Source organism: Kaistella jeonii (genome assembly GCF_000812865.1).
Taxonomy (GTDB): domain Bacteria; phylum Bacteroidota; class Bacteroidia; order Flavobacteriales; family Weeksellaceae; genus Kaistella; species Kaistella jeonii.
Window position 1 is genome coordinate 210,190 of record NZ_JSYL01000003.1, and the last position, 18,417, is coordinate 228,606.

The following is an 18,417-nucleotide window of genomic DNA, read 5'->3' on the forward strand; positions in this document are numbered from 1 at the left end:
AATGAAAAAGTTTAAATTATTTTCAGCGCTCTTCATTCTGTTTGCGGGTTTATTAAGTGCCCAAAAGATTGGAGTTGTAGATACCAATTATATTTTAAGCAAACTTCCGCAGTATAAAGATGCAGAAGACCGTCTGAATTCTCAGATTGCTAACTGGCAAACAGAAATTCAAACCCTTCAATCGGAGTTTGATAAGAAAAAATTGCTGTTGGAAAATGAAAGAGTTCTTTTGGTTGGTGATCAGCTAAAACAAAGACAAAAAGAAGTTGATGATCTAGATAAAAAAATTAAAACCATGATCAACAATCGTTTCGGATCAATGGGTGAAATTAATAATGCAAGATCAAATTTGACCAAACCATTTCAGGATCAAATCTGGAACGCAATCAAGACCGTATCAGAGAAAAACACCTTAGGCATCATTCTTGATAAAAGCAATAACATCAGTGTAATTTTTCTCGAAAAAAGATATGATTATACAGATAAAGTATTAGATTTGCTGCTGAAAAATTCTGGAAGTAAAAAGACAGAATCACCGAACAGATCTAGTAAAGTCTCTGAAGAAGCAAGAGAAATAAAAGCGAAGATGAAGAGTGAAGATGGTGCTGCAAAATTGCAGAATACAGAAGCAAGAAAAGTAAAATAAAATTTAAAAACAATAAATTATTTATCCCTAGTTATGAAAAAATTAAGTGTATTATTTGCAGCAGTAATGATGTTTGTAACCGTAGGTGTTGCAAATGCTCAAAAAGTTGCCTCTATCGATTATGAAGCAATTTTAGCTTCAATGCCGGAAACCAAAAAAATGACATCTGATCTAGATACTTTTAGCAAATCCAAAGGTGATGAACTGAACAAACAAGCAGAAGCTTTTCAAAAAGAAGTTCAACAATATCAAGCAGATGGAGCTAAAATGACAGAAGCTCAAAGACAAGCGAAAGAAGGTGAATTGCAGAAAAAACAACAAAATTTACAAGCACTTCAGCAAACTGCTCAAGCAGATTTAGCACAAAGAAGAGATGCTGCGGTTAAACCGATCATCGAAAAATTAAATGGTGCTGTGAACAAAGTTGCTAAAGCAAGCGGATTTGAATTCATTATTGATTCAACTGCTTTGATTTACAAAAGCGGTCCAGATGCAACTCCATTAGTGAAAAAAGAATTAGGTCTTTAAGATATAATTTTAATAAACAAAACCATCTCGACTATTCGGGATGGTTTTTTTAATTTTGTAAAATGGAACAAGAAATATCAAGCGAAGTAAAAGTAAGATTCAGCGACTGCGACCCAATCGGTCATCTCAATAATGTGAAATATCTTGAGTATATGCTCAATGCAAGAGAAGATCATGTAGAAAGCGGTTATGGTTTCACCTACGAAGAATATACGCGCAGAACCGGCTGTACTTGGATTACGGTACAAAATGAGATCGCCTACTTAAAAGAGGTGCGTTATAATGCTAAAGTCCTCATTTCCAGCAAAACAATAGACCTTGGAGACCGACTGTCAAAAGTAGAAATTCTGATGAAAAGTGAAGATGGAAAAGTGATTCACAGTATTCTGTGGCTCACCGTGATTTATTTTGATATGAAAACGCGCGCATCTGTTTCACAACCAGAAGAAACCAAAGAGCTCTTCCGAAAGTTTTTGATTAATTTAGAAGAGAAAGATTTTCAAAGCAGGGTTTCTTACTTTAGAAAACAAAACAAAGCAGCACAGAAATTATGAAGAAAATACTAATCATTGGCGGGAACGGTCAACTCGGTAATTGTTTCAGAAAATTGGCAACCGATCATGATGATCGTTTTGAATTTGAATTTACAGATTCAGACACTCTAGATATTACCAACAGAGATCAGGTTTCAGATTATTTTTACGACTTCAAACCAGATTTTTGTATTAACGCTTCTGCTTATACAGCAGTTGATTTAGCAGAAACTGAACCTGAAAAATCTTATGCTGTAAACGCAGAAGGAGTTGCAAATCTTGCAGAAGCCTGTGCAGAGCACAACACCATTTTCATTCATATTTCGACCGATTATGTTTTTGATGGAGAAACGAACATTTCTTATTCAGAAGACGATTTTACCAATCCGCAAGGAGTTTATGGAGCGTCTAAAAGAAAAGGTGAAGAGTTAGCACTCGACCTTCAACCAAAAACAATTATTCTGCGAACTTCCTGGCTGTATTCAGAATTCAATAAGAATTTTGTGAAAACCATGCTGCACTTATTTTCTGTGAAAGAAGAAATGGGAATTGTAGCCGATCAATTTGGTCAGCCAACCAATGCGAATGATCTGGCAGAAGCAGTGATGACCATTATTGAAAAAGAATCCAAAACCTACGGGATCTTCCATTTTTCAAATTATCCGGAAACAACCTGGTTTGGTTTCGCCCAAAAAATTGCAGAATTTTCAGGCTCAGAAATTAAACTGAAAGCCATTACAACTGAGGAATTTCCGACACCTGCAAAACGCCCGAAACGAAGCACAATGTCTTTAGATAAAATAGAAGAAGTTTACAAAATAGAACCAAAATACTGGGAAAATTCCCTTGAAGAATGTATCGAAATTTTACAGAAAGCATGAAGAAATTAATCTATCTATCCATCTTATTTTTTGCTCAAATGTTTTTTGGGCAAACGGTAATTCTAAACAAAGTCCTGAAATCAAACACCAACTCTGATAAGATTCTTTATAAAATAGATCCCGAGAAAGTAACTTCCGAATATTTAGGTGAACTCGAAGTTCAGGGTTTTTCCGATGATGATGTGAAAGTATTTGGGATGATCTACAAAAAAGCCAAAGAAATCGGTGCAAATGCTTTTTCTTACCAACCTTTTGAAACCGTTGACGGCTCGATTCAGAAATTCGATTATGCGCATTATCGCCTCAATCTTTATTATGTTCCGGCAAATACTTTCCCCAAAGAAGACAATATTATTTATCTCATCGCGTCTCCTTATAAAAAACAGTCGATCGCTGTCAATAAAGATAATATCGTTTTTCAGCCCCGAACTTATATCAAAAAAACGTTGTCTGCAGGCGAGATCATCACTATTTCTACGAAGAAACTTTTAGGTTCGACCATCAAACTTGCAGGTCAGGAAAATCAACCGATACAATATTTCCAGTTTTCTGCCTTCTCTGTAAATTCAAATCCTTACGGAACTGCGGGAGTTAATGTGAAATCTGGTGATATCACTCGGTTAGAACAGTCTTATGGTCAGTTTCTTACCACGATCTATGAAGAATTTAAGTAATTGATGTAGGAGCAAAAAGAGTATTTTCTATTTCCAATTTATTTCCCGCTTTCCGCACTCGCTTTTTTGGGATCGCCAAATAATTGGCAATTCCAAAAAGAGCTCAAACAAATGCTCCAATCGGGGCTAGAATCGAGATTTCCTCTTCTTCCAAAGATTATTTCGGTGACAATATACTTGTTTGACAAGAAGAGAATTTGTATCCGTAACAAAAATCATAAAAAGACTTTTTCGCGCTCGCTTCGCTCGCGCCAAAAACCAATATAAAACACTCAATTTCGTATCTTTGAATTATGAAAGTAGATATTTTAGCAATCGGTGCTCATCCCGATGATATAGAACTCGGTTGTGGCGGCACAATCGCCAAACTGATCAGCGAAGGAAAAACCGTTGCCGTAGTCGATCTTACACAAGGTGAACTCGGAACACGCGGAACAAATTTTACCAGAGCAGAAGAAGCTGCAGAGGCCTCCAAAATATTAGGAATTTCTGCACGTGAAAATCTCAAAATGAAAGATGGTTTCCTTCTGAACACTGAAGAACATCAAATGCAGATCGTAAAAATGATCCGCAAATATCAACCTGAAATTATTTTCGCCAATGCAATTGATGATCGACATCCGGATCATGCAAAAGCTGCAAAATTAGTTTCAGATGCGTGTTTCCTGTCAGGATTAGTAAAAATAGAAACGGTTTCCGAGGGACAAAACCAGAAAACTTGGCGGGCGAAACAGGTTTTCCATTACATTCAATGGAAAAACATCACTCCCGATTTTGTTTTCGATATCTCCGATTTTATGGAGAAAAAAATTGAAGCGTGTCTTGCCTATAAAACTCAATTTTACGATCCCAATTCGAAAGAACCAATAACGCCGATCGCGACCAAAGATTTCCTGGAAAGCCTGACTTACAGAGCTCAGGATTTGGGCAGACTCTCAGGAGTAGATTTTGCAGAAGGCTTTACGACAGAAAAATTGCTGGCATTCAAAAATTTCGACGGAATAGTTTGTTAATTTTAGAGAAAATCTTATATTTGCACTTCTGAAAACGGTGGTTGTAGTTCAGTTGGTTAGAACGTCGGTTTGTGGTACCGAAGGTCGTGGGTTCGAGACCCATCATCCACCCAAAATTAAAACGTATTGATTTTCAATGCGTTTTTTTTATGTCCAGGAGTTATTTAGAGATTTTTTAAAAGATAATGACGTCGTAATTATCAAAGTTTTTATCGTGGCTTTTTTATTGGATTTTTTGAAGTGTTGAAAACTGAGTAAACAATGATTTTCATTTCTTCGATTTCAAAAATAATCAAATAAGGAAATTTATAAGATAAGCTTCTCGATAATTCTTGGTCTTAACTTCAAAATGTTTAGGATTACTTCAAATTTTTTTAAAATAGATTTCCAATTGTAGTAAGAATTTTTCTCCTAGTCCGACTTGTTTCCTTTCGTAATAAAGATAAGCATCAATAATTTCTTCATCAGTTTCTTCTTTAATTTCTAATTCGTAAATCATTTTATAGCGCCTCTTGTTCTGTCTTTAACCTCTTCCCAATCATAAGATTTAGACTCGCCCCTTAAATGACGCATCTTGCGTTCATCTATTTCGTCATAAAAAGATTCTGGTACTATAGATTTTCCTTCCTCTTCAAATTCCTCATTTGTGATAATTGCGTTGATAATACGAAGCATCCGCTCATCTGCATGGTCAATAAACGTGTGGATTCTTTTTTTAATATCGAGTGTGGTTTCCATTACTTTATTCTTTGCATTTTCAAAGTTAGCAAATTTTTTATCATTAATAACTGCGAAATATTCAATAAAAAAAAGCACCCAATTGAGTGCTTTATATTTTCTTTATACTTCGTCGTCAGACTCTATTGTGAAAGATTTCGATTTATAATCTTTATCGTGTTTTTCAGAAATTACATCTTCGCCTTTTTCGTTGAGTATAAAATCGGTCGATTCTTTAAACATTTCTTCAAAACTTTTGAAATCTTCTTTATACAGATAGATCTTATGTTTTTCGAAACTGGCTTCTCCATTATCACCAAAGTGTTTTTTACTTTCGGTAATGGTTAGATAGTAATCTCCTGCTTTTGTTTCGCGCACGTCAAAGAAATAAGTCCTTCTTCCTGCCTTTAACACCTTCGTGAAAATTTCATTTTCGTTGCGCTCCTTGTAATCACTCATTTTTACTATTTTTTGAAATCTTGTTTAACAAATATAAAAGATTTCTTTTAATTGCAAAATTTATTTTTACGTTTTGGCTAATAAAATTGAATTATCGATAATAAATGTGCATTTATTAAGATTCAGAATTTTCTATTTTAGTGAGATTCAATATTTTATCCGCGCGTTTTGCACTACTTTCCCGGTGCGTAATGATGATTGAACTGCTTTTCTGAATTTCGTTTTCTATGTTTTGAAGGATATTTTCTTCCGTTTCTGTATCCAAAGCGGAGAGTGAATCATCGAAAATAAGAATTTTCGGTTCTTTAATTAAAGCTCTTGCTATACAAATTCTCTGTTTCTGACCACCCGAAAGCATCACGCCTCTTTCTCCAACCATGGTTTTATACCGGTCTTTGAATTCTACAATATTTTTATGAACGTCTGCTTTTCTAGCAAATTCCTCAACCAGTTTTAGCGAAGGTTTATCAATCGCAAAACCAATGTTATTTTCAATCGTATCCGAAAAAAGGAAACTTTCCTGCGGAATATATCCTATGAATTTTCGGTAGTTGACCAAATTGTGTTCTTTCAAATTTTTACCATCGATTAGGATTTCACCTTCTGTTGGATCAATTAACCGACAAAGCAAAAGCGCGATGGTCGATTTCCCACTTCCGGTTTTCCCCATGATTGCGAGAGATTTGCCGGCTTCGATCTTAAAACTGAGATTATCCAATGCTTTAATTCCAGTGTTCGGATAAACATAGGAAACATTCCGAAATTCAATATCTCCTTTGATTTTATAATTTTCGTGATTCGTATTAATGATATCAGTTTTCATATCCAAAAACTCATTTATTCTCGACATCGATGCAGCGGCTCTTTGATTTACTGAAGTTACCCAACCGAGCATGGAAAAAGGAAAAATTAGAATATTAATATAGAGAAAGAAATCAGCGATTTTCCCTACCGAAAGTTCGTTACTCATGTATTTTTGTCCACCAATCAGCAGAATAACAACGTTCAGCATTCCGATAACAAATAAAATAATGGTAAAGAAGTAAGCTTCAGTTTTCGCCAGATCCAAAGCTTTATCCTGATAATCTTTTACTTTGGTGCCGTAATTATTTTCGATATATTTTTCTTTCGCAAAAAATTTGACCACACGAATTCCTGAAAAACTGTCCTGTACAAAAGTGGAAATTGCAGACTGGCTTTTCTGCATTATTTTCGATTTCTTATTGATGATCGAACTCACCTTATAAATTCCAAAGGAAAGTATGGGTAAAGGTAAAAGTGACCAAACCGTCATCGTAACATCGGTCCTCAACATATAAACACAGGTAATTATGAGTAATATTATAAGATTTGCAACGTACATAACACCGGGACCGAGATACATTCTTACTGCAACAACGTCTTCACTCAAACGGTTCATCAAATCTCCGATCGTCGTTTTTTTGAAATCGGTTAGCGATAGATCCTGGTAATGGCTGTAAATTTTGTTTTTTAATTCGTATTCGATTCTGCGGGAAGCGACGATGATGGTTTGTCGCATCATAAAGGTGAAAAAACCTGTTAGCAAAGAGGAACCAACAATGATTCCAACATAAATTAAAACCTGTTTATTAAAGCCCAGACTGGTTGTTCTGGAAATTTCATCGACTGATTTCCCTACAAATTGAACCTTAAAAATATTGAAAAAATTACTGGCTATAATAAAGAAGAATCCATAAAATAATAAAATTCTATGTTTCCAAAAATAGGAATTCAGCGTTTTTAGTGAGTTCATAATTTTCTTACGGTTTTCAGCTTATTTCGTCCTGCATTAATAAGATGCAAAAGTAATAAATTGAAATTTGATTTGGTTTTTTTTATCGATTCAGAATACTCAAAACAGAACTCATTTCTAAAAAAAAGCTATCTTTGCACCCACAAAAAGTTCTTTGAAATGTTAGGAAGAAGACAAATCCGCGAAAAGGTAGTAGAATCGTTGTATTCTTACTGTCAAAACCCCATTAAATTCGATATTATAGAGAAAAATATGTTCTCTGAAATCGAAAAAATCTATCATCTTTACATTTACCAACTTAATTTTCTCGTGGCTTTGAAAGCTTTAGCAGAAAAACAAATGGAAATCGGTAAGAATAAATACATCAAAACCGAGGAGAATGTAAATCCAAATCAAAAGTTTATCAATAATCAAATCCTGTTGAAATTAGAAGAAAATACAGAACGTCTTTCTTTTACTTCAAAACATCAGGAATTGAAATGGGATATTAACGATGAATTACTGGTAAAGACTTTCCAGAGAATGACTGCCGGAAAAAGGTATCAGGATTTTATGAAAGAAGAAGGCTATTCTTTTGTAGAAGATCAAAAATTTATCGGGAAATTATTTTTAAGATATATTGCTGAGAACGATGATTTTCATGATCATCTGGAAGAAAAAGAAATGAGTTGGGCCGATGATTTTCACATCGCCAATTCGATGATGCAAAAAACGATTGGTTTCCTGAAAGAAGATGAACCAAGTCACACTTTAATTAGAATGATCAAAGATGAAGACGATCGTGAATTTGCACGCCGATTATTAAAAGAGTCTTTAAACCATTTTGAAGAAACTGAAAAAAAGATCGGATCAATGCTGGATAACTGGGATCTGGACCGTATATCACTGCTCGATAAAATTATCTTGATCGCAGCGATTTCAGAAATCGAGTATTTCCCTTTAACACCGGGAAGAGTTATTATTAATGAATACATTGAGATTTCAAAAGTTTTTTCTACCGACCGTTCCAATATTTTTATCAATGGGATCTTAGATAAATACACGAAAGATATAAACAGAAATTAATACAGAATTTATGAAAAATTTAATTAAAATAGTGCCGTTAGTTGCTGCTTTAAGTTTAGTGGCTTGTAAAAAAGACCAGTCTGCAGATCAGTTGGTTGTGAACGAAGAAACTACAGTGACAGCGCCTGATTCAACTGCAACAGCGACCGCAACCGCAGCTCCAACTTCAGATGCGACACTTGTTACTGCAAATGATCAAGCTAAAGAAGCATCGTCTAAACCTTTAACATCCGTTGCGCTTTCAGAATCAAGTTTTGAATTCGGAAAGATCAAAAAAGGAGATCACAAAGAACATACTTACGAAATCACCAATACCGGAAAAAATCCTTTGATCATTTCTCAGGTAAAGCCAGGTTGTGGTTGTACTGTTCCTGATTACACGAAAGATCCTATTATGCCAGGAAAAAAAGGAAAAATCACTTTGAAATTTGACTCTTCTAATTTCGACGGATTGGTTCAAAAGCAAGCTGAAGTTTTCGCAAACGTAGAAAAATCGCCGATGGTAATTACATTTTCAGCAGATATTCAACCTAAATAATTTAAACAATAATAATGATAGCAATATTTTTACAAGCAGCAGCGCCGGAAAGCTCTTTGATGCCGACAATGCTGATGATGGGCTTAATGTTCGTTGGATTTTATTTTCTGATGATCCGCCCACAAATGAAAAAATCGAAGCAGGAAAAAAACTTCCAGTCTGAATTAAAAGTGGGTAGCAGAATAGTAACCACTTCTGGAATGCACGGAAGAATCGCTCAAATTCTAGAAGATGGGATCATCATTGAAACCCTTTCCGGAAAGTTGAAATTCGAAAAAGCAGCCATCTCCAGAGATTTCACACAGCAGAGATTTCCAGATGCAGCTACTGACGATAAAAAATAATATTTTTTTAGGATATATTTTAAAAGCAACCAATTACGGTTGCTTTTTTTAGCTAAAAATTAAAATTAACAAACTCGCAACAAAGATCCTGAAGATCGTTACCAAAGGATAAACCTGCGCATAACTTTGAATCGGAATATCGGAATCTAGATAGTTCGTACTGAACGATAATGCAGCAGGATCGGTATAACTTCCGCTCATAATTCCAACCAACTGCAGATAATTTATTTTCATTATAAATCGTCCTACAATCACCATGGTTATTAAAGGAATAAAGGTTATTGCGGAACCGAAAAGCAACCAGTTCCAGCCATTATATTTTACAAAGTTTTCGTAGAAACCGTCACCTGCGTGAATTCCAACGGCCGCAAAAAAGAGGCAAATCCCAAAATCTTTCATAAAGTAAATTGCGCCGTTATTAATGTAGGAATGGATAAATGATATTCCGCCATATCTCGAAATTAGAAGTGCCACGATCAAAGGTCCAGCTGCGAATCCCAGTTTTATCGGAACCGGTAAACTTGGGATCATGATAGGAATTGATCCTAAAATTACGCCTAAAAGTAAACCTCCGAACAGAGAAAGGAAATCTGGTTCTAATAATTTTTTCTCGGAGTTTCCGATGATTTTTTCTACTTCTTCAATCGCTTCCTTCGAACCGATGACTCTCAATTTATCACCATAAAATAATTCTAAAGATGGTCGTGGTAAAATTTCTCTTCCTGCACGAAATACGCGGGTAACTTTCAGATCATAAGTATTAAAGAGATCGAGTTGCGAAAGTGTTTTATGAAGTACCGAAGATTTGGTAACGAAAATGTTTTTTTTGTGAAGGTCAGTATCAGATTCAATGAAAAGATCTTTTGATTCTCTACCCAGTATGCTGATAAACTCATCCAAATCTTTTTCTAAGCCAACAATCATCAAGACATCGCGGTCTCGCAATTCGTGATCTAAAGTCGGTGATTTCACTACAACACTTCCACTATGTTTTAGTCGGGAGATTACAATTTCACGACCAAATTCTTTCAGGATCTGATGCAGTGTTTTCCCGAAAAATTCTGCATTCGTAACGCGCATTTTTTTGTGAACTAAAGGCAATTCACTGTCGATTTTTGATTTCCGGAATTTTTTCATCTCTTCATCCGGATCGATTTTTAATAAAATTTTAGAGAGAATAATAGTGCCAATAATCCCGAAAACTCCGAGCGGATAAGTAATTGCGTAACCAATTGTTGGATCATCGAATGTCTTCTCAGGGAAAGAGTTTTTTATTTCTTCAATGGTATTTTTTGCGGCTCCCAAACCTGGAGTGTTCGTTACGGAACCACTCATTATTCCTACTAGATCTTCAATTTTGAGACCAGTAACCTTAAAAAGGATCAGAGTAACTAATCCCCCAAAAAGTACTGTGGAAACAGCTAAAATATTAAATTTCAAGCCATCATTTTTGAAGGAGGAAAAGAAAGATGGACCAACTTGTAAACCGATCCCATAAACGAAAAGGATCAAACCAAAATCTCTAATGAAGTCTAAAATTCCTGGCTGAATTCGGTACCCGAAATGTCCTAAAATTAATCCTGTAAACATCACCGCAGAAACACCAAATGTAATTTTGCCCAACTTGAGTCTTCCGAAAAAAATACCGGTCGAAATTGCCAGCATGATGGCGACAATTGAATTCGTAACGGTAGGATTTTCTACTGGAAGAAGAAGAACTTTTAACCAATCAAACATTTTTATTAATTTTCAACAAAATTAGCTTTAATAACGGCTAAAAGAGAGGAAATAGTGATGAAGTTTGTCAGAATTGATTAAATGGTATTTTGTCAACGATTTCTCAGCAACTGAAATCCAATTCCGCAATCTAAACACTTCTTCTTCTCACAGAAATTTTTGTGATGATAAAGTAATGCTTGAGTTTCAAGGGCATTTTCAACTTTTACTTTTAAGTCTTTCCAACCTTCAATAATTATGTTTTTTTCCGGTGAATTGTTTCGATAAAAATTTAATATTTCGTCTGCGATATTTTCTTCAGAATTTTTGTGATAGGTATATTTCACTGGAAGAATTGCATTGATTAAAATGAGGTCAACGAAATCTTTAGTTAATAATTTTTCGCCTTCAACAGGCGATATTTTTCCGAAATTAAAACGATTATTCCAATATTCACTTGCTTTTACGTTTTCAAAAATCTTATAGATCTCTCCAATATTTCTTGCTGAGATCAATTTTGAAAATAGATTTTGATTTAAATGATACAAAGAAGCAAATTGTGAAAGACGAACCGTAGGGAAATTCGGCGGCCGAAGTTTCGAAAATTTGGGATTAAAGCGAACTTCATTAATATTATATTTTACTTTTAGGAAATCAAATTCGCGTTTCCAGATTTTGGTTTGCTCTTCTTGTGGATTTTCAAGCCAATTGCTCATTCCATAAAATAAAGCTTCTAACTGCGTCTGATTTTGCCTGATTTTATTCACCATAGAAAAATCTAAACTTTCCGCTATTTGCTGGAAAATTTGTGAATTAACCTTTAAGCCAAAAGAATAGGCTAAATTTTGAAAGAGCACTGCTTCGTAATTATTTTTGTTGAGAACTAACGCGGCTTCAATTTCTAGGGATTTTTCATCTAATTTTTTCAATAGCGTTTCTTCCCAAAAATAAAATGGAATTTTTTTAGCATCAAATAAATTAGAGCACGGAATAAATTGATTTTCGTTTAATAAAGATTCGTATTTCCAAAGTAAAGTTTCATCGATATAATCTTTCAATTCAAGGGTCGGAATTCCTTTGTTATTCAATTCTTCAACTTCAACATCCTGAATAAAAACAGCGTGCAAGATTAGATTTTCAAATTCGGGATTGCCTGAATGCTGATGAAAGATATAATCGGAGGATTTTACGTGAAGCTCAATGTTTCCTGCTAAAACGACATTGTTGGTTTTGACCTTTCCAAATAAAAAATCCGGTCCGGAATCGAAATTCCATTTACCAAAATCAAGAATTTCCAGATCATTTCCTCGCACATCTTTAAAATCAAAACTTTTAAAAATCTTGAAATTCCAAAGATATTGAAGAAGCTTTTCGTTCATAATAAATGATACTTCATGCAAAGTAACGAAGCAATCATGAGATTATGACCGTGTAAACACTATTTTTTGAAGTTGGCTAAAGTCTTTTCGTACATCTTTTCATACACTGGTAAAATGTTTCTAAGATCGAATCTGAGTGCCTGTTCTTTCGCGTTTTTCTTCATTTGAGCCAACAGATTTTCGTCGCTTAGTAATTTGATGGTATAATTACTCATGGCTTCAACATTACCAATTTCGGCTAAAAATCCGGTTTCTCCCTGAATATTAACTTCGGGAATTCCACCAGCGTTTGAGCTGATGACAGGAGTTGACGCAGCCATTGCTTCCAGCGCCGCTAAACCAAAACTTTCCTGCTCGGAAGGTAAAAGGAAAACGTCGGAAAGCTGTAGAATTTTGTATAAATCGTTGACTTTTCCTAATAAACGAACTCTATTGATTAGATCAGGATGCTCCTCCAAAAACTGATTGATGACTTCCATGTCGGGTCCTTCGCCAATAATAATAAGTTTGCAGTTGATTTTTTTCTGAACATTTTTAAAAATTTCCAGAACTTCTTCCACTCTTTTTACGGGACGAAGATTAGAGACGTGAATCAGAATTTTTTCATCTGGCGTTGCAAATTGATCTCTTTGACATGCTGACTTGTTGATAAATTCTGAATTATCGATAAAATTAGTGATGACTTCGATTTCTTTTTTAATATTGAAGAATTGAAGCGTATCTTTTTTTAAACTTTCAGAAACTGAAGTAATCGTATCGGATTGATTGATAGAGAATTCGACCGCATGTTTGTAACTTGGATGTTGACCAACCAAAGTAATATCGGTTCCGTGAAGCGTGGTTACCAAAGGAATATCTTTGCCTTCTTCCTTCAACATTTGTTTCGCAGTAAACGCCGCGTACGCATAAGGAATAGCATAATGAGCGTGAAGCAAATCTAATTTGTACAAATTTACAACCCGATAAATCATTGATGAAAGCGCAATATCATAAGGTTGATATTGAAAAAGCGGATACGTTTGAACGTTTACTTTATGGAAAAAAATATTCGGATTGGTAATATCTAATCTTGCGGGCAGAGCTGAACTTATAAAATGCACTTCGTAGCCTTTATCGGCAAGTGCCATACCAAGTTCTGTAGCAACGATGCCACTTCCACCATAAGTTGGGTAACAGAGAATTCCGATTTTCATAGGTTTAAATATTTTTAAATTGAAATTACTCAATTACAGTTTTTGTGTTGTCTTTTAAATTAATTTTAGAAGATGCATTCAAATCGATTCCTTTTCCGGCTTTCAAATTTTCATTGACTAAAACTGGAAGTTTTCCTGAAATTTTTGTCGCTCCATTCAAGGCCATCGCAGTTGCAGTCATCGAATCATCATTGTTTTCGTAAGAAACTAAAACGGTAGGAATTTTAGAAATGTCAATATCTTTTAAAGCATAAGCCGAGCCAAAAACATTCAAAATAACGTTTTGATTTTTACTCAAATCAGCCAACACTTTTTTGCTTTCTTCTGAAATTTTGTATGGTTTATAAGCAGTAGAATTGTCTTTGTGAAAGCCAACAATCACGGTTGAATTTGCTGGAATACTGGAGATTTCTAAAGCTTTCTTTACGATGACGGTTGTATTTAAATTCAATTGATCCAAGAAATTTTGATAAGGCGCTTCTTCTAAAGGTACATAATAGTAAGTTTTCTTGCAGTCTAAAGGCAAAAGTTTTTTATCATCTTTTAATAAAGTCAAAGCGTTGCTGTATAAGTTTTGAACTAAAATTTTGTGCGAATCATTGTTGAGATCTTCGTTAATGTTTTCAGGATTTCGCGGTTGATATTGAGTCAAACCTAAAAAGTATTTGGTCAGAAGAATTTTTTTTACACTTTCTTCAACTCGGTTTTGAGAAATTTCTTTATTATCAATTGCTAGTTGAATCAGTCTTTTTCCTTCTTTTACACCGTCGGAAAAAAGCATAATGTCATTTCCAGCTTTGAAAGCCAACGCATCTAATTCTCCCGGTTTGTACCGTTTTGCAACGGCACCCATATTTAAAGCATCGGTGATGATCAAGCCTTTGTAGCCGTATTTATCTTTTAAAATTCCAGTGACAATATTTTTAGAAACTGAAGCTGGAACTCCTTTTTCACTTTCTAAAGCGGGAACATATAAATGAGCGACCATAACGCCACCAATTCCTTTATCCATTAATGCTTTAAACGGTGCTAATTCAATTTCGGTAAGTCGTTTTAAATTGTGAGAAACTACGGGCAGATCCAAGTGAGAATCAGTATTGGTGTCACCATGTCCAGGAAAATGTTTGATGGCTGCTAAAATATTATTATTCTGTAATCCGTTCGAATAAGCAAGTCCAGAACTTACCACATTTGAAACTTCTGAACCGAAACTTCTGTTCCCAATAATAGGATTATCAGGATTGGTGTTGACATCTACAACAGGTGCGAAATCCCAGTTGATGCCCATTCTTTTACAATCCTCTGAAATTTTAGCAGACATTGCAGTAATTAAATTCTTGTCCTGAATCGCACCTAAAGTCATTGCCCAGGGAAACTTATGTGCCGTCGCGATTCTTTGAAAAACGCCCCATTCAGCGTCCATTCCTATTATTAAAGGAACTTTTGATTTTGTTTGAAATTCATTAACTAAATTAATTTCTCTGGCGGCATCATCCTGCATCAAAATTAAGCCGCCAATTTGTTCGTTAACTACAATGTTTCTTACATTATTTATGAAGTCTTCTCCTTTATTAGTGTAAAGTGCAATAATAAATAATTGACCGAGTTTTTGATCTTGTGAAAGAGAACTGTATGTTTTATCGACCCAATCGCTGGCTTTTTTTAAATCCTGTTTGCTTAGATTTTTTGGTTGATACTGTGCTGAGATTTTTAAAGAAAATAAAATAATTATTAAGAAAGAGATTTGACTTTTTACGTTTTTCATTATCTAAAATATGAGAGAAAACAAAAATACAATTTTTAATTTTTAGATTTTAAATTTATTGGCATACATCTTGAAATCTTTAGAATACAATTAATCTATAAATACTTTTAAAAATGAAAAAATATTTTACATTCATGCTTTTAGCGATTTTTGGAATTGTTGCACTAAGTTGTAACAATAGAGATAATGACGTTGTTCCTCCTGATACTTACTCTAAAATGCTCGATGTGAAATCGAGTTTTACAAGTGCAAATAGTTACACTATCACTCAGGGAATAACAATTAATAGTACCGATGTAGTATTGGTTTATCGAAACTATAATTCAAATTCTACGGGTTCGCCAGTTTGGCAACTCCTGCCTGCCACAGAATATTTAACAACTGGTAGAATTGATTACAGCTTTTTATTTGATACTAATAACGTAGAAATTTATGCAGATTTTGATCCTGCTACGACGACACCTTCCGAAATGGCTTCATACGTTAATAATCAAACGTTTAGAGTTGTTTTAGTTCCTGCTTCACAAGGTAAAAATGCTAATCTTGATTATAAAGATTACAATAGCGTGATAAAATATTATAATATTCCTGATCGAAAATAATTTCAATTCGAAATTAACCGTAATACAAAGATAAAGCCTGATGATTTCAATTGGGCTTCTTTCTGTTTTTTGTTAAAAATCATATTCTATTTATTTTACTTCTGTTCAGAATTGCTTACATTTAAAATTCAATTTAAATTACAATTATGAGTGTTCACATCGCTGCAAAAAAAGGAGAAATTGCAAAAACTGTTTTACAACCTGGAGATCCACTGCGGGCAAAATATATTGCTGATCATTTTTTGGAAGAAGTAAAATTGGTAAGTCAGACCAGAAATATTTACTATTTCACAGGAAAATATAAAGGTAAAGAAATCTCGGTGGGAGCGAGTGGAATGGGAATCCCAAGTATTGGAATTTATTCTTTCGAACTTTTTACAGAATTCGATGTCGATACGATCATCAGAATCGGTACTTGTGGTGCTTATACAACAGATTTGAAACTTTTTGATTTGCTGAATGTAGAATTTTCAGCAAGTGAATCAACTTACGCCAAATTTGCGTGGGGAATTGAAGATGATTTAATTTCACATCAAGGAAATGCATTCGGTTTAATTAATGAAACTGCAAAGAATATGGATTTAGCGATTAAGGCGACGCATATTCATACGAGTGATATTTTTTATCGAAAAGAAGAAGGTTTACCTGCACTTGCAAAGAAATATAATTGTTCGGCTGTAGAGATGGAAGCTTTTGCTTTGTTTGCCAACGCAAAATATTTAGGAAAAAATGCAGCGACCATTCTTACGGTTTCAGATATTATTCCGACACGCGAGGAAATATCTGCAGATCAAAGAGAAAAAGCTTTGAAAACAATGATTGAATTAGCTTTAGAAACTACTTTGAAGTTTTAAAAGGAGCGATTTAACCGTAAAAAAATAACGCTTCGAGGTCATCTTAGCGTTATTCTTTTTCTTCTTCTTTTTCTAAAAGATGACCGAAATAATCTTTTTTTACTTGCAGATATCCTGCACTTTCTCGCGTAGAATGAATTTGTATAGGAATCCGTTTGTTTAAATGAATGTTACTGTTTTTTACAATCTTAATTTTTTCCGGATTATTGGTCAAAAGATTGATGTCTTTCACTCCTAGAATATTTAAAATATCAATAGCAACTGCAAAGTTTCTGTCATCTGCAGGAAGTCCTAGTTCTAAATTAGCTTCTACCGTATCAAAACCTTTTTCCTGTAAAGAATAGGCTTTCAACTTATTGATGATGCCAATATTTCGCCCTTCCTGTCGAAGATATACAATCAATCCTCCATTTTCATGCATATATTTCATGGCAGCATCTAGTTGTTGACCGCATTCACATTTTTTTGAATGAAAAACTTCTCCAGTAATACATTCAGAATGAAATCGCACATTTATGGGACGGAAAAAATCAGTATTTTCGGCAATAATTGCCATGTGTGGCATCCAGTCACTTTCGTCTTCAGAGAAGGCTATCATCCGGAAATTACCATGTTCAGTAGGAACGTTAGCTTCCGCTTGAATTTTCAACATATAAAAAAAGATTTTTTAACTGGCTGATTGTTGTTTAGGTGAAATATTACTATTTAAAAACGACATATTTATTTTTATTCTTACCAAATATCTGTTCAAGACTTCATCATCTTGTTTTTTGAGAAATTTGCGCAAATGTTGAAGTTTTTTGTAAGATTTCTCAAATTTCCTTTGAGAATTGGCTAAATTGTTGAGATTAGATTCTTCCATTGCACCAATATAATCCTTTAAATGATATTTCAAATTAAGGACCTCTTTATTTACCGCCTCATTACCAAATTTCGGAAAAGAAGCAATCAAATTTGTAATTTCTGAGGAATAAAAAATAAGATTTTTTCGTTGCTCTAAAGTATAATTGAATGTTTTCCCGCTATTTTTAGACATACTGTCTGAAACTGGGGAAAGATTAATTTTTTCTGTAGAACAAGATAAAGTTAAAAGCAACAATAAAATATACCTAAATTTTAGTTTGATCATTTTTCACATTTTGATAAAGGATCGGATTAAGACTTTCATCATTATACATTTTCATCTGTTTATAACTTTTCATCTTAATTTTACCGTTCTCTATATCATCAAGTAATTGCTTGATTGCTTCAGAAAGATCTTTCTTTTGCTCTAATAAAACATTCAGTTTTTTTGAACAATTATTTCTGTGCTCTTCGCTTGCCGACTCTCTGTGAGCTTCAAGTGACATGTGATAAATTTTTAATGCTAAAATCGAAAAGCGATCAAAAGCCCATGCAGGCGTCTCACTATTTAGTTTAGCATCAGTATTTGGTGTTATGTTTTCGTATTTCTGTAGAAACCAACTGTCTAAAAACTCAACCATATCAGTTCTTTCCTGATTGGATGCGTCAATTCTTCTTTTAATTTTCAGAGCTTCGATGGGCTCTATATTGGTATCCCGAATAATATCTTCCAAATGCCATTGAACGGTATCAATCCAGTTCTTCGCATACAAAATTCGTTCCAAAGTCCCGCTTGAAAATGGGTTATTTACAGGTTCGTCTACATTATCTTTTACATGATAATTGTTGATCGACTGATTAAAAATTTCCCAGGCGGTATCTGTAATACTCAT

Annotated in this window: 22 protein-coding genes and 1 tRNA gene; 12 read left to right on the plus strand and 11 right to left on the minus strand. The window is 34.2% G+C overall.

Annotated features, from left to right (window positions below; translation table 11 throughout):
• Position 1: 1 nt before the first annotated feature.
• From OA86_RS07425 to OA86_RS07455, 7 genes are all read left to right on the plus strand, one after another.
• Positions 2-646, plus strand: a complete 645-nt coding sequence (locus OA86_RS07425; RefSeq protein WP_082017302.1) for an OmpH/Skp family outer membrane protein — start codon at positions 2-4, stop codon at positions 644-646.
• Positions 647-679: 33 nt separating this feature from the next.
• Positions 680-1,174: an OmpH/Skp family outer membrane protein gene (locus OA86_RS07430; protein ID WP_039351148.1), complete on the plus strand. Its 495-nt coding sequence runs from the start codon at positions 680-682 to the stop codon at positions 1,172-1,174.
• A gap of 62 nt (positions 1,175-1,236) precedes the next feature.
• A complete protein-coding gene (locus OA86_RS07435; protein WP_039351150.1) occupies positions 1,237-1,728 on the plus strand; it encodes an acyl-CoA thioesterase in 492 nt (163 codons plus the stop codon).
• Positions 1,725-2,588 carry a dTDP-4-dehydrorhamnose reductase gene (gene rfbD / locus OA86_RS07440; RefSeq protein ID WP_039351152.1) on the plus strand — a complete coding sequence of 288 codons (864 nt, stop codon included), beginning with the start codon at positions 1,725-1,727 and terminating at the stop codon, positions 2,586-2,588. The genes OA86_RS07435 and rfbD overlap by 4 nt, the downstream gene beginning before the upstream one ends.
• Complete coding sequence (locus tag OA86_RS07445) at positions 2,585-3,262, plus strand: hypothetical protein (protein ID WP_039351156.1); 678 nt, start codon at positions 2,585-2,587, stop codon at positions 3,260-3,262. Before rfbD ends, OA86_RS07445 begins: the two co-directional genes overlap by 4 nt.
• A gap of 293 nt (positions 3,263-3,555) precedes the next feature.
• Positions 3,556-4,275 (plus strand): bacillithiol biosynthesis deacetylase BshB1, encoded by a 720-nt coding sequence (bshB1, locus tag OA86_RS07450; RefSeq protein ID WP_039351160.1) that lies wholly within the window; start codon positions 3,556-3,558, stop codon positions 4,273-4,275.
• 37 nt (positions 4,276-4,312) lie between these two features.
• A tRNA-His gene (locus OA86_RS07455) sits at positions 4,313-4,386 on the plus strand.
• Between the two features lie 253 nt (positions 4,387-4,639).
• Here the strand turns inward: OA86_RS07455 and OA86_RS15980 are convergent.
• The 4 genes from OA86_RS15980 to OA86_RS07475 all read right to left on the minus strand — a co-directional run bounded on the left by OA86_RS15980 (position 4,640) and on the right by OA86_RS07475 (position 7,225).
• Positions 4,640-4,774, minus strand: coding sequence for a hypothetical protein (locus OA86_RS15980; RefSeq protein ID WP_260241772.1), 135 nt, complete (start codon positions 4,772-4,774; stop codon positions 4,640-4,642).
• Positions 4,771-5,013, minus strand: coding sequence for a hypothetical protein (locus OA86_RS07465; RefSeq protein WP_039351165.1), 243 nt, complete (start codon positions 5,011-5,013; stop codon positions 4,771-4,773). The genes OA86_RS15980 and OA86_RS07465 overlap by 4 nt, the downstream gene beginning before the upstream one ends.
• A gap of 102 nt (positions 5,014-5,115) precedes the next feature.
• Entirely contained in the window at positions 5,116-5,451 is a 336-nt protein-coding gene (locus OA86_RS07470; protein ID WP_039351168.1) for a DUF3276 family protein, read from the minus strand.
• A gap of 115 nt (positions 5,452-5,566) precedes the next feature.
• Positions 5,567-7,225 (minus strand): ABC transporter ATP-binding protein, encoded by a 1,659-nt coding sequence (locus tag OA86_RS07475; protein WP_039351171.1) that lies wholly within the window; start codon positions 7,223-7,225, stop codon positions 5,567-5,569.
• Between the two features lie 159 nt (positions 7,226-7,384).
• On the opposite strand from OA86_RS07475, the gene nusB reads away from it, so the two are divergent.
• From nusB to yajC, 3 genes are read left to right on the plus strand one after another with little or no spacing between them, the layout of a single operon-like run.
• Complete coding sequence (gene nusB, locus OA86_RS07480) at positions 7,385-8,290, plus strand: transcription antitermination factor NusB (protein ID WP_039351173.1); 906 nt, start codon at positions 7,385-7,387, stop codon at positions 8,288-8,290.
• Between the two features lie 10 nt (positions 8,291-8,300).
• Positions 8,301-8,828 (plus strand): DUF1573 domain-containing protein, encoded by a 528-nt coding sequence (locus OA86_RS07485; protein ID WP_039351176.1) that lies wholly within the window; start codon positions 8,301-8,303, stop codon positions 8,826-8,828.
• A gap of 14 nt (positions 8,829-8,842) precedes the next feature.
• The gene (gene yajC / locus OA86_RS07490; protein WP_039351179.1) at positions 8,843-9,172 is read left to right on the plus strand and encodes a preprotein translocase subunit YajC; all 330 of its coding nucleotides are present in this window, start codon (positions 8,843-8,845) and stop codon (positions 9,170-9,172) included.
• A 48-nt stretch (positions 9,173-9,220) separates the two neighbouring features.
• On the opposite strand, the gene OA86_RS07495 is transcribed toward yajC, so the two are convergent.
• The 4 genes from OA86_RS07495 to OA86_RS07510 form a co-directional block, all read right to left on the minus strand.
• Positions 9,221-10,909 (minus strand): putative transporter, encoded by a 1,689-nt coding sequence (locus OA86_RS07495; protein WP_052257438.1) that lies wholly within the window; start codon positions 10,907-10,909, stop codon positions 9,221-9,223.
• A 92-nt stretch (positions 10,910-11,001) separates the two neighbouring features.
• The gene (locus OA86_RS07500; protein ID WP_039351182.1) at positions 11,002-12,267 is read right to left on the minus strand and encodes a DUF2851 family protein; all 1,266 of its coding nucleotides are present in this window, start codon (positions 12,265-12,267) and stop codon (positions 11,002-11,004) included.
• Between the two features lie 59 nt (positions 12,268-12,326).
• Positions 12,327-13,460, minus strand: a complete 1,134-nt coding sequence (gene bshA, locus OA86_RS07505; protein WP_039351184.1) for an N-acetyl-alpha-D-glucosaminyl L-malate synthase BshA — start codon at positions 13,458-13,460, stop codon at positions 12,327-12,329.
• Between the two features lie 25 nt (positions 13,461-13,485).
• Entirely contained in the window at positions 13,486-15,225 is a 1,740-nt protein-coding gene (locus OA86_RS07510; RefSeq protein WP_039351187.1) for a glycoside hydrolase family 3 protein, read from the minus strand.
• Between the two features lie 113 nt (positions 15,226-15,338).
• Here OA86_RS07510 and OA86_RS07515 point away from each other — a divergent pair, with 113 nt between their 5' ends.
• Both OA86_RS07515 and deoD read left to right on the plus strand, forming a co-directional pair.
• Positions 15,339-15,827 carry a hypothetical protein gene (locus tag OA86_RS07515; protein ID WP_039351190.1) on the plus strand — a complete coding sequence of 163 codons (489 nt, stop codon included), beginning with the start codon at positions 15,339-15,341 and terminating at the stop codon, positions 15,825-15,827.
• Positions 15,828-15,973: 146 nt separating this feature from the next.
• Positions 15,974-16,681 (plus strand): purine-nucleoside phosphorylase, encoded by a 708-nt coding sequence (gene deoD / locus OA86_RS07520; protein ID WP_039351193.1) that lies wholly within the window; start codon positions 15,974-15,976, stop codon positions 16,679-16,681.
• A gap of 49 nt (positions 16,682-16,730) precedes the next feature.
• On the opposite strand, the gene ribA is transcribed toward deoD, so the two are convergent.
• From ribA to OA86_RS07535, 3 genes are read right to left on the minus strand one after another with little or no spacing between them, the layout of a single operon-like run.
• On the minus strand, positions 16,731-17,333 hold the full coding sequence (gene ribA / locus OA86_RS07525; protein WP_039351196.1) for a GTP cyclohydrolase II: 603 nt from the start codon (positions 17,331-17,333) through the stop codon (positions 16,731-16,733).
• Positions 17,334-17,348: 15 nt separating this feature from the next.
• Positions 17,349-17,810 (minus strand): hypothetical protein, encoded by a 462-nt coding sequence (locus tag OA86_RS07530; protein WP_039351199.1) that lies wholly within the window; start codon positions 17,808-17,810, stop codon positions 17,349-17,351.
• Positions 17,791-18,417, minus strand: coding sequence for a DUF4254 domain-containing protein (locus tag OA86_RS07535; RefSeq protein WP_039351202.1), 627 nt, complete (start codon positions 18,415-18,417; stop codon positions 17,791-17,793). The genes OA86_RS07530 and OA86_RS07535 overlap by 20 nt, the downstream gene beginning before the upstream one ends.

Excerpts from the sequence above, each read along its gene's own strand:
- OA86_RS07435 (WP_039351150.1), top strand. The coding sequence starts at position 1,237 with ATGGAACAAGAAATATCAAGCGAAGTAAAAGTAAGATTCAGCGACTGC.
- yajC (WP_039351179.1), top strand. The coding sequence starts at position 8,843 with ATGATAGCAATATTTTTACAAGCAGCAGCGCCGGAAAGCTCTTTGATG.
- bshA (WP_039351184.1), bottom strand. The coding sequence starts at position 13,460 with ATGAAAATCGGAATTCTCTGTTACCCAACTTATGGTGGAAGTGGCATC.
- rfbD (WP_039351152.1), top strand. The coding sequence starts at position 1,725 with ATGAAGAAAATACTAATCATTGGCGGGAACGGTCAACTCGGTAATTGT.
- OA86_RS15980 (WP_260241772.1), bottom strand. The coding sequence starts at position 4,774 with ATGATTTACGAATTAGAAATTAAAGAAGAAACTGATGAAGAAATTATT.
- OA86_RS07465 (WP_039351165.1), bottom strand. The coding sequence starts at position 5,013 with ATGGAAACCACACTCGATATTAAAAAAAGAATCCACACGTTTATTGAC.
- OA86_RS07485 (WP_039351176.1), top strand. The coding sequence starts at position 8,301 with ATGAAAAATTTAATTAAAATAGTGCCGTTAGTTGCTGCTTTAAGTTTA.
- OA86_RS07535 (WP_039351202.1), bottom strand. The coding sequence starts at position 18,417 with ATGAGTATTACAGATACCGCCTGGGAAATTTTTAATCAGTCGATCAAC.
- OA86_RS07495 (WP_052257438.1), bottom strand. The coding sequence starts at position 10,909 with ATGTTTGATTGGTTAAAAGTTCTTCTTCTTCCAGTAGAAAATCCTACC.
- nusB (WP_039351173.1), top strand. The coding sequence starts at position 7,385 with ATGTTAGGAAGAAGACAAATCCGCGAAAAGGTAGTAGAATCGTTGTAT.
- OA86_RS07530 (WP_039351199.1), bottom strand. The coding sequence starts at position 17,810 with ATGATCAAACTAAAATTTAGGTATATTTTATTGTTGCTTTTAACTTTA.
- OA86_RS07445 (WP_039351156.1), top strand. The coding sequence starts at position 2,585 with ATGAAGAAATTAATCTATCTATCCATCTTATTTTTTGCTCAAATGTTT.
- OA86_RS07470 (WP_039351168.1), bottom strand. The coding sequence starts at position 5,451 with ATGAGTGATTACAAGGAGCGCAACGAAAATGAAATTTTCACGAAGGTG.
- OA86_RS07515 (WP_039351190.1), top strand. The coding sequence starts at position 15,339 with ATGAAAAAATATTTTACATTCATGCTTTTAGCGATTTTTGGAATTGTT.
- OA86_RS07475 (WP_039351171.1), bottom strand. The coding sequence starts at position 7,225 with ATGAACTCACTAAAAACGCTGAATTCCTATTTTTGGAAACATAGAATT.
- deoD (WP_039351193.1), top strand. The coding sequence starts at position 15,974 with ATGAGTGTTCACATCGCTGCAAAAAAAGGAGAAATTGCAAAAACTGTT.
- ribA (WP_039351196.1), bottom strand. The coding sequence starts at position 17,333 with ATGTTGAAAATTCAAGCGGAAGCTAACGTTCCTACTGAACATGGTAAT.
- OA86_RS07430 (WP_039351148.1), top strand. The coding sequence starts at position 680 with ATGAAAAAATTAAGTGTATTATTTGCAGCAGTAATGATGTTTGTAACC.
- bshB1 (WP_039351160.1), top strand. The coding sequence starts at position 3,556 with ATGAAAGTAGATATTTTAGCAATCGGTGCTCATCCCGATGATATAGAA.
- OA86_RS07510 (WP_039351187.1), bottom strand. The coding sequence starts at position 15,225 with ATGAAAAACGTAAAAAGTCAAATCTCTTTCTTAATAATTATTTTATTT.
- OA86_RS07500 (WP_039351182.1), bottom strand. The coding sequence starts at position 12,267 with ATGAACGAAAAGCTTCTTCAATATCTTTGGAATTTCAAGATTTTTAAA.
- OA86_RS07425 (WP_082017302.1), top strand. The coding sequence starts at position 2 with ATGAAAAAGTTTAAATTATTTTCAGCGCTCTTCATTCTGTTTGCGGGT.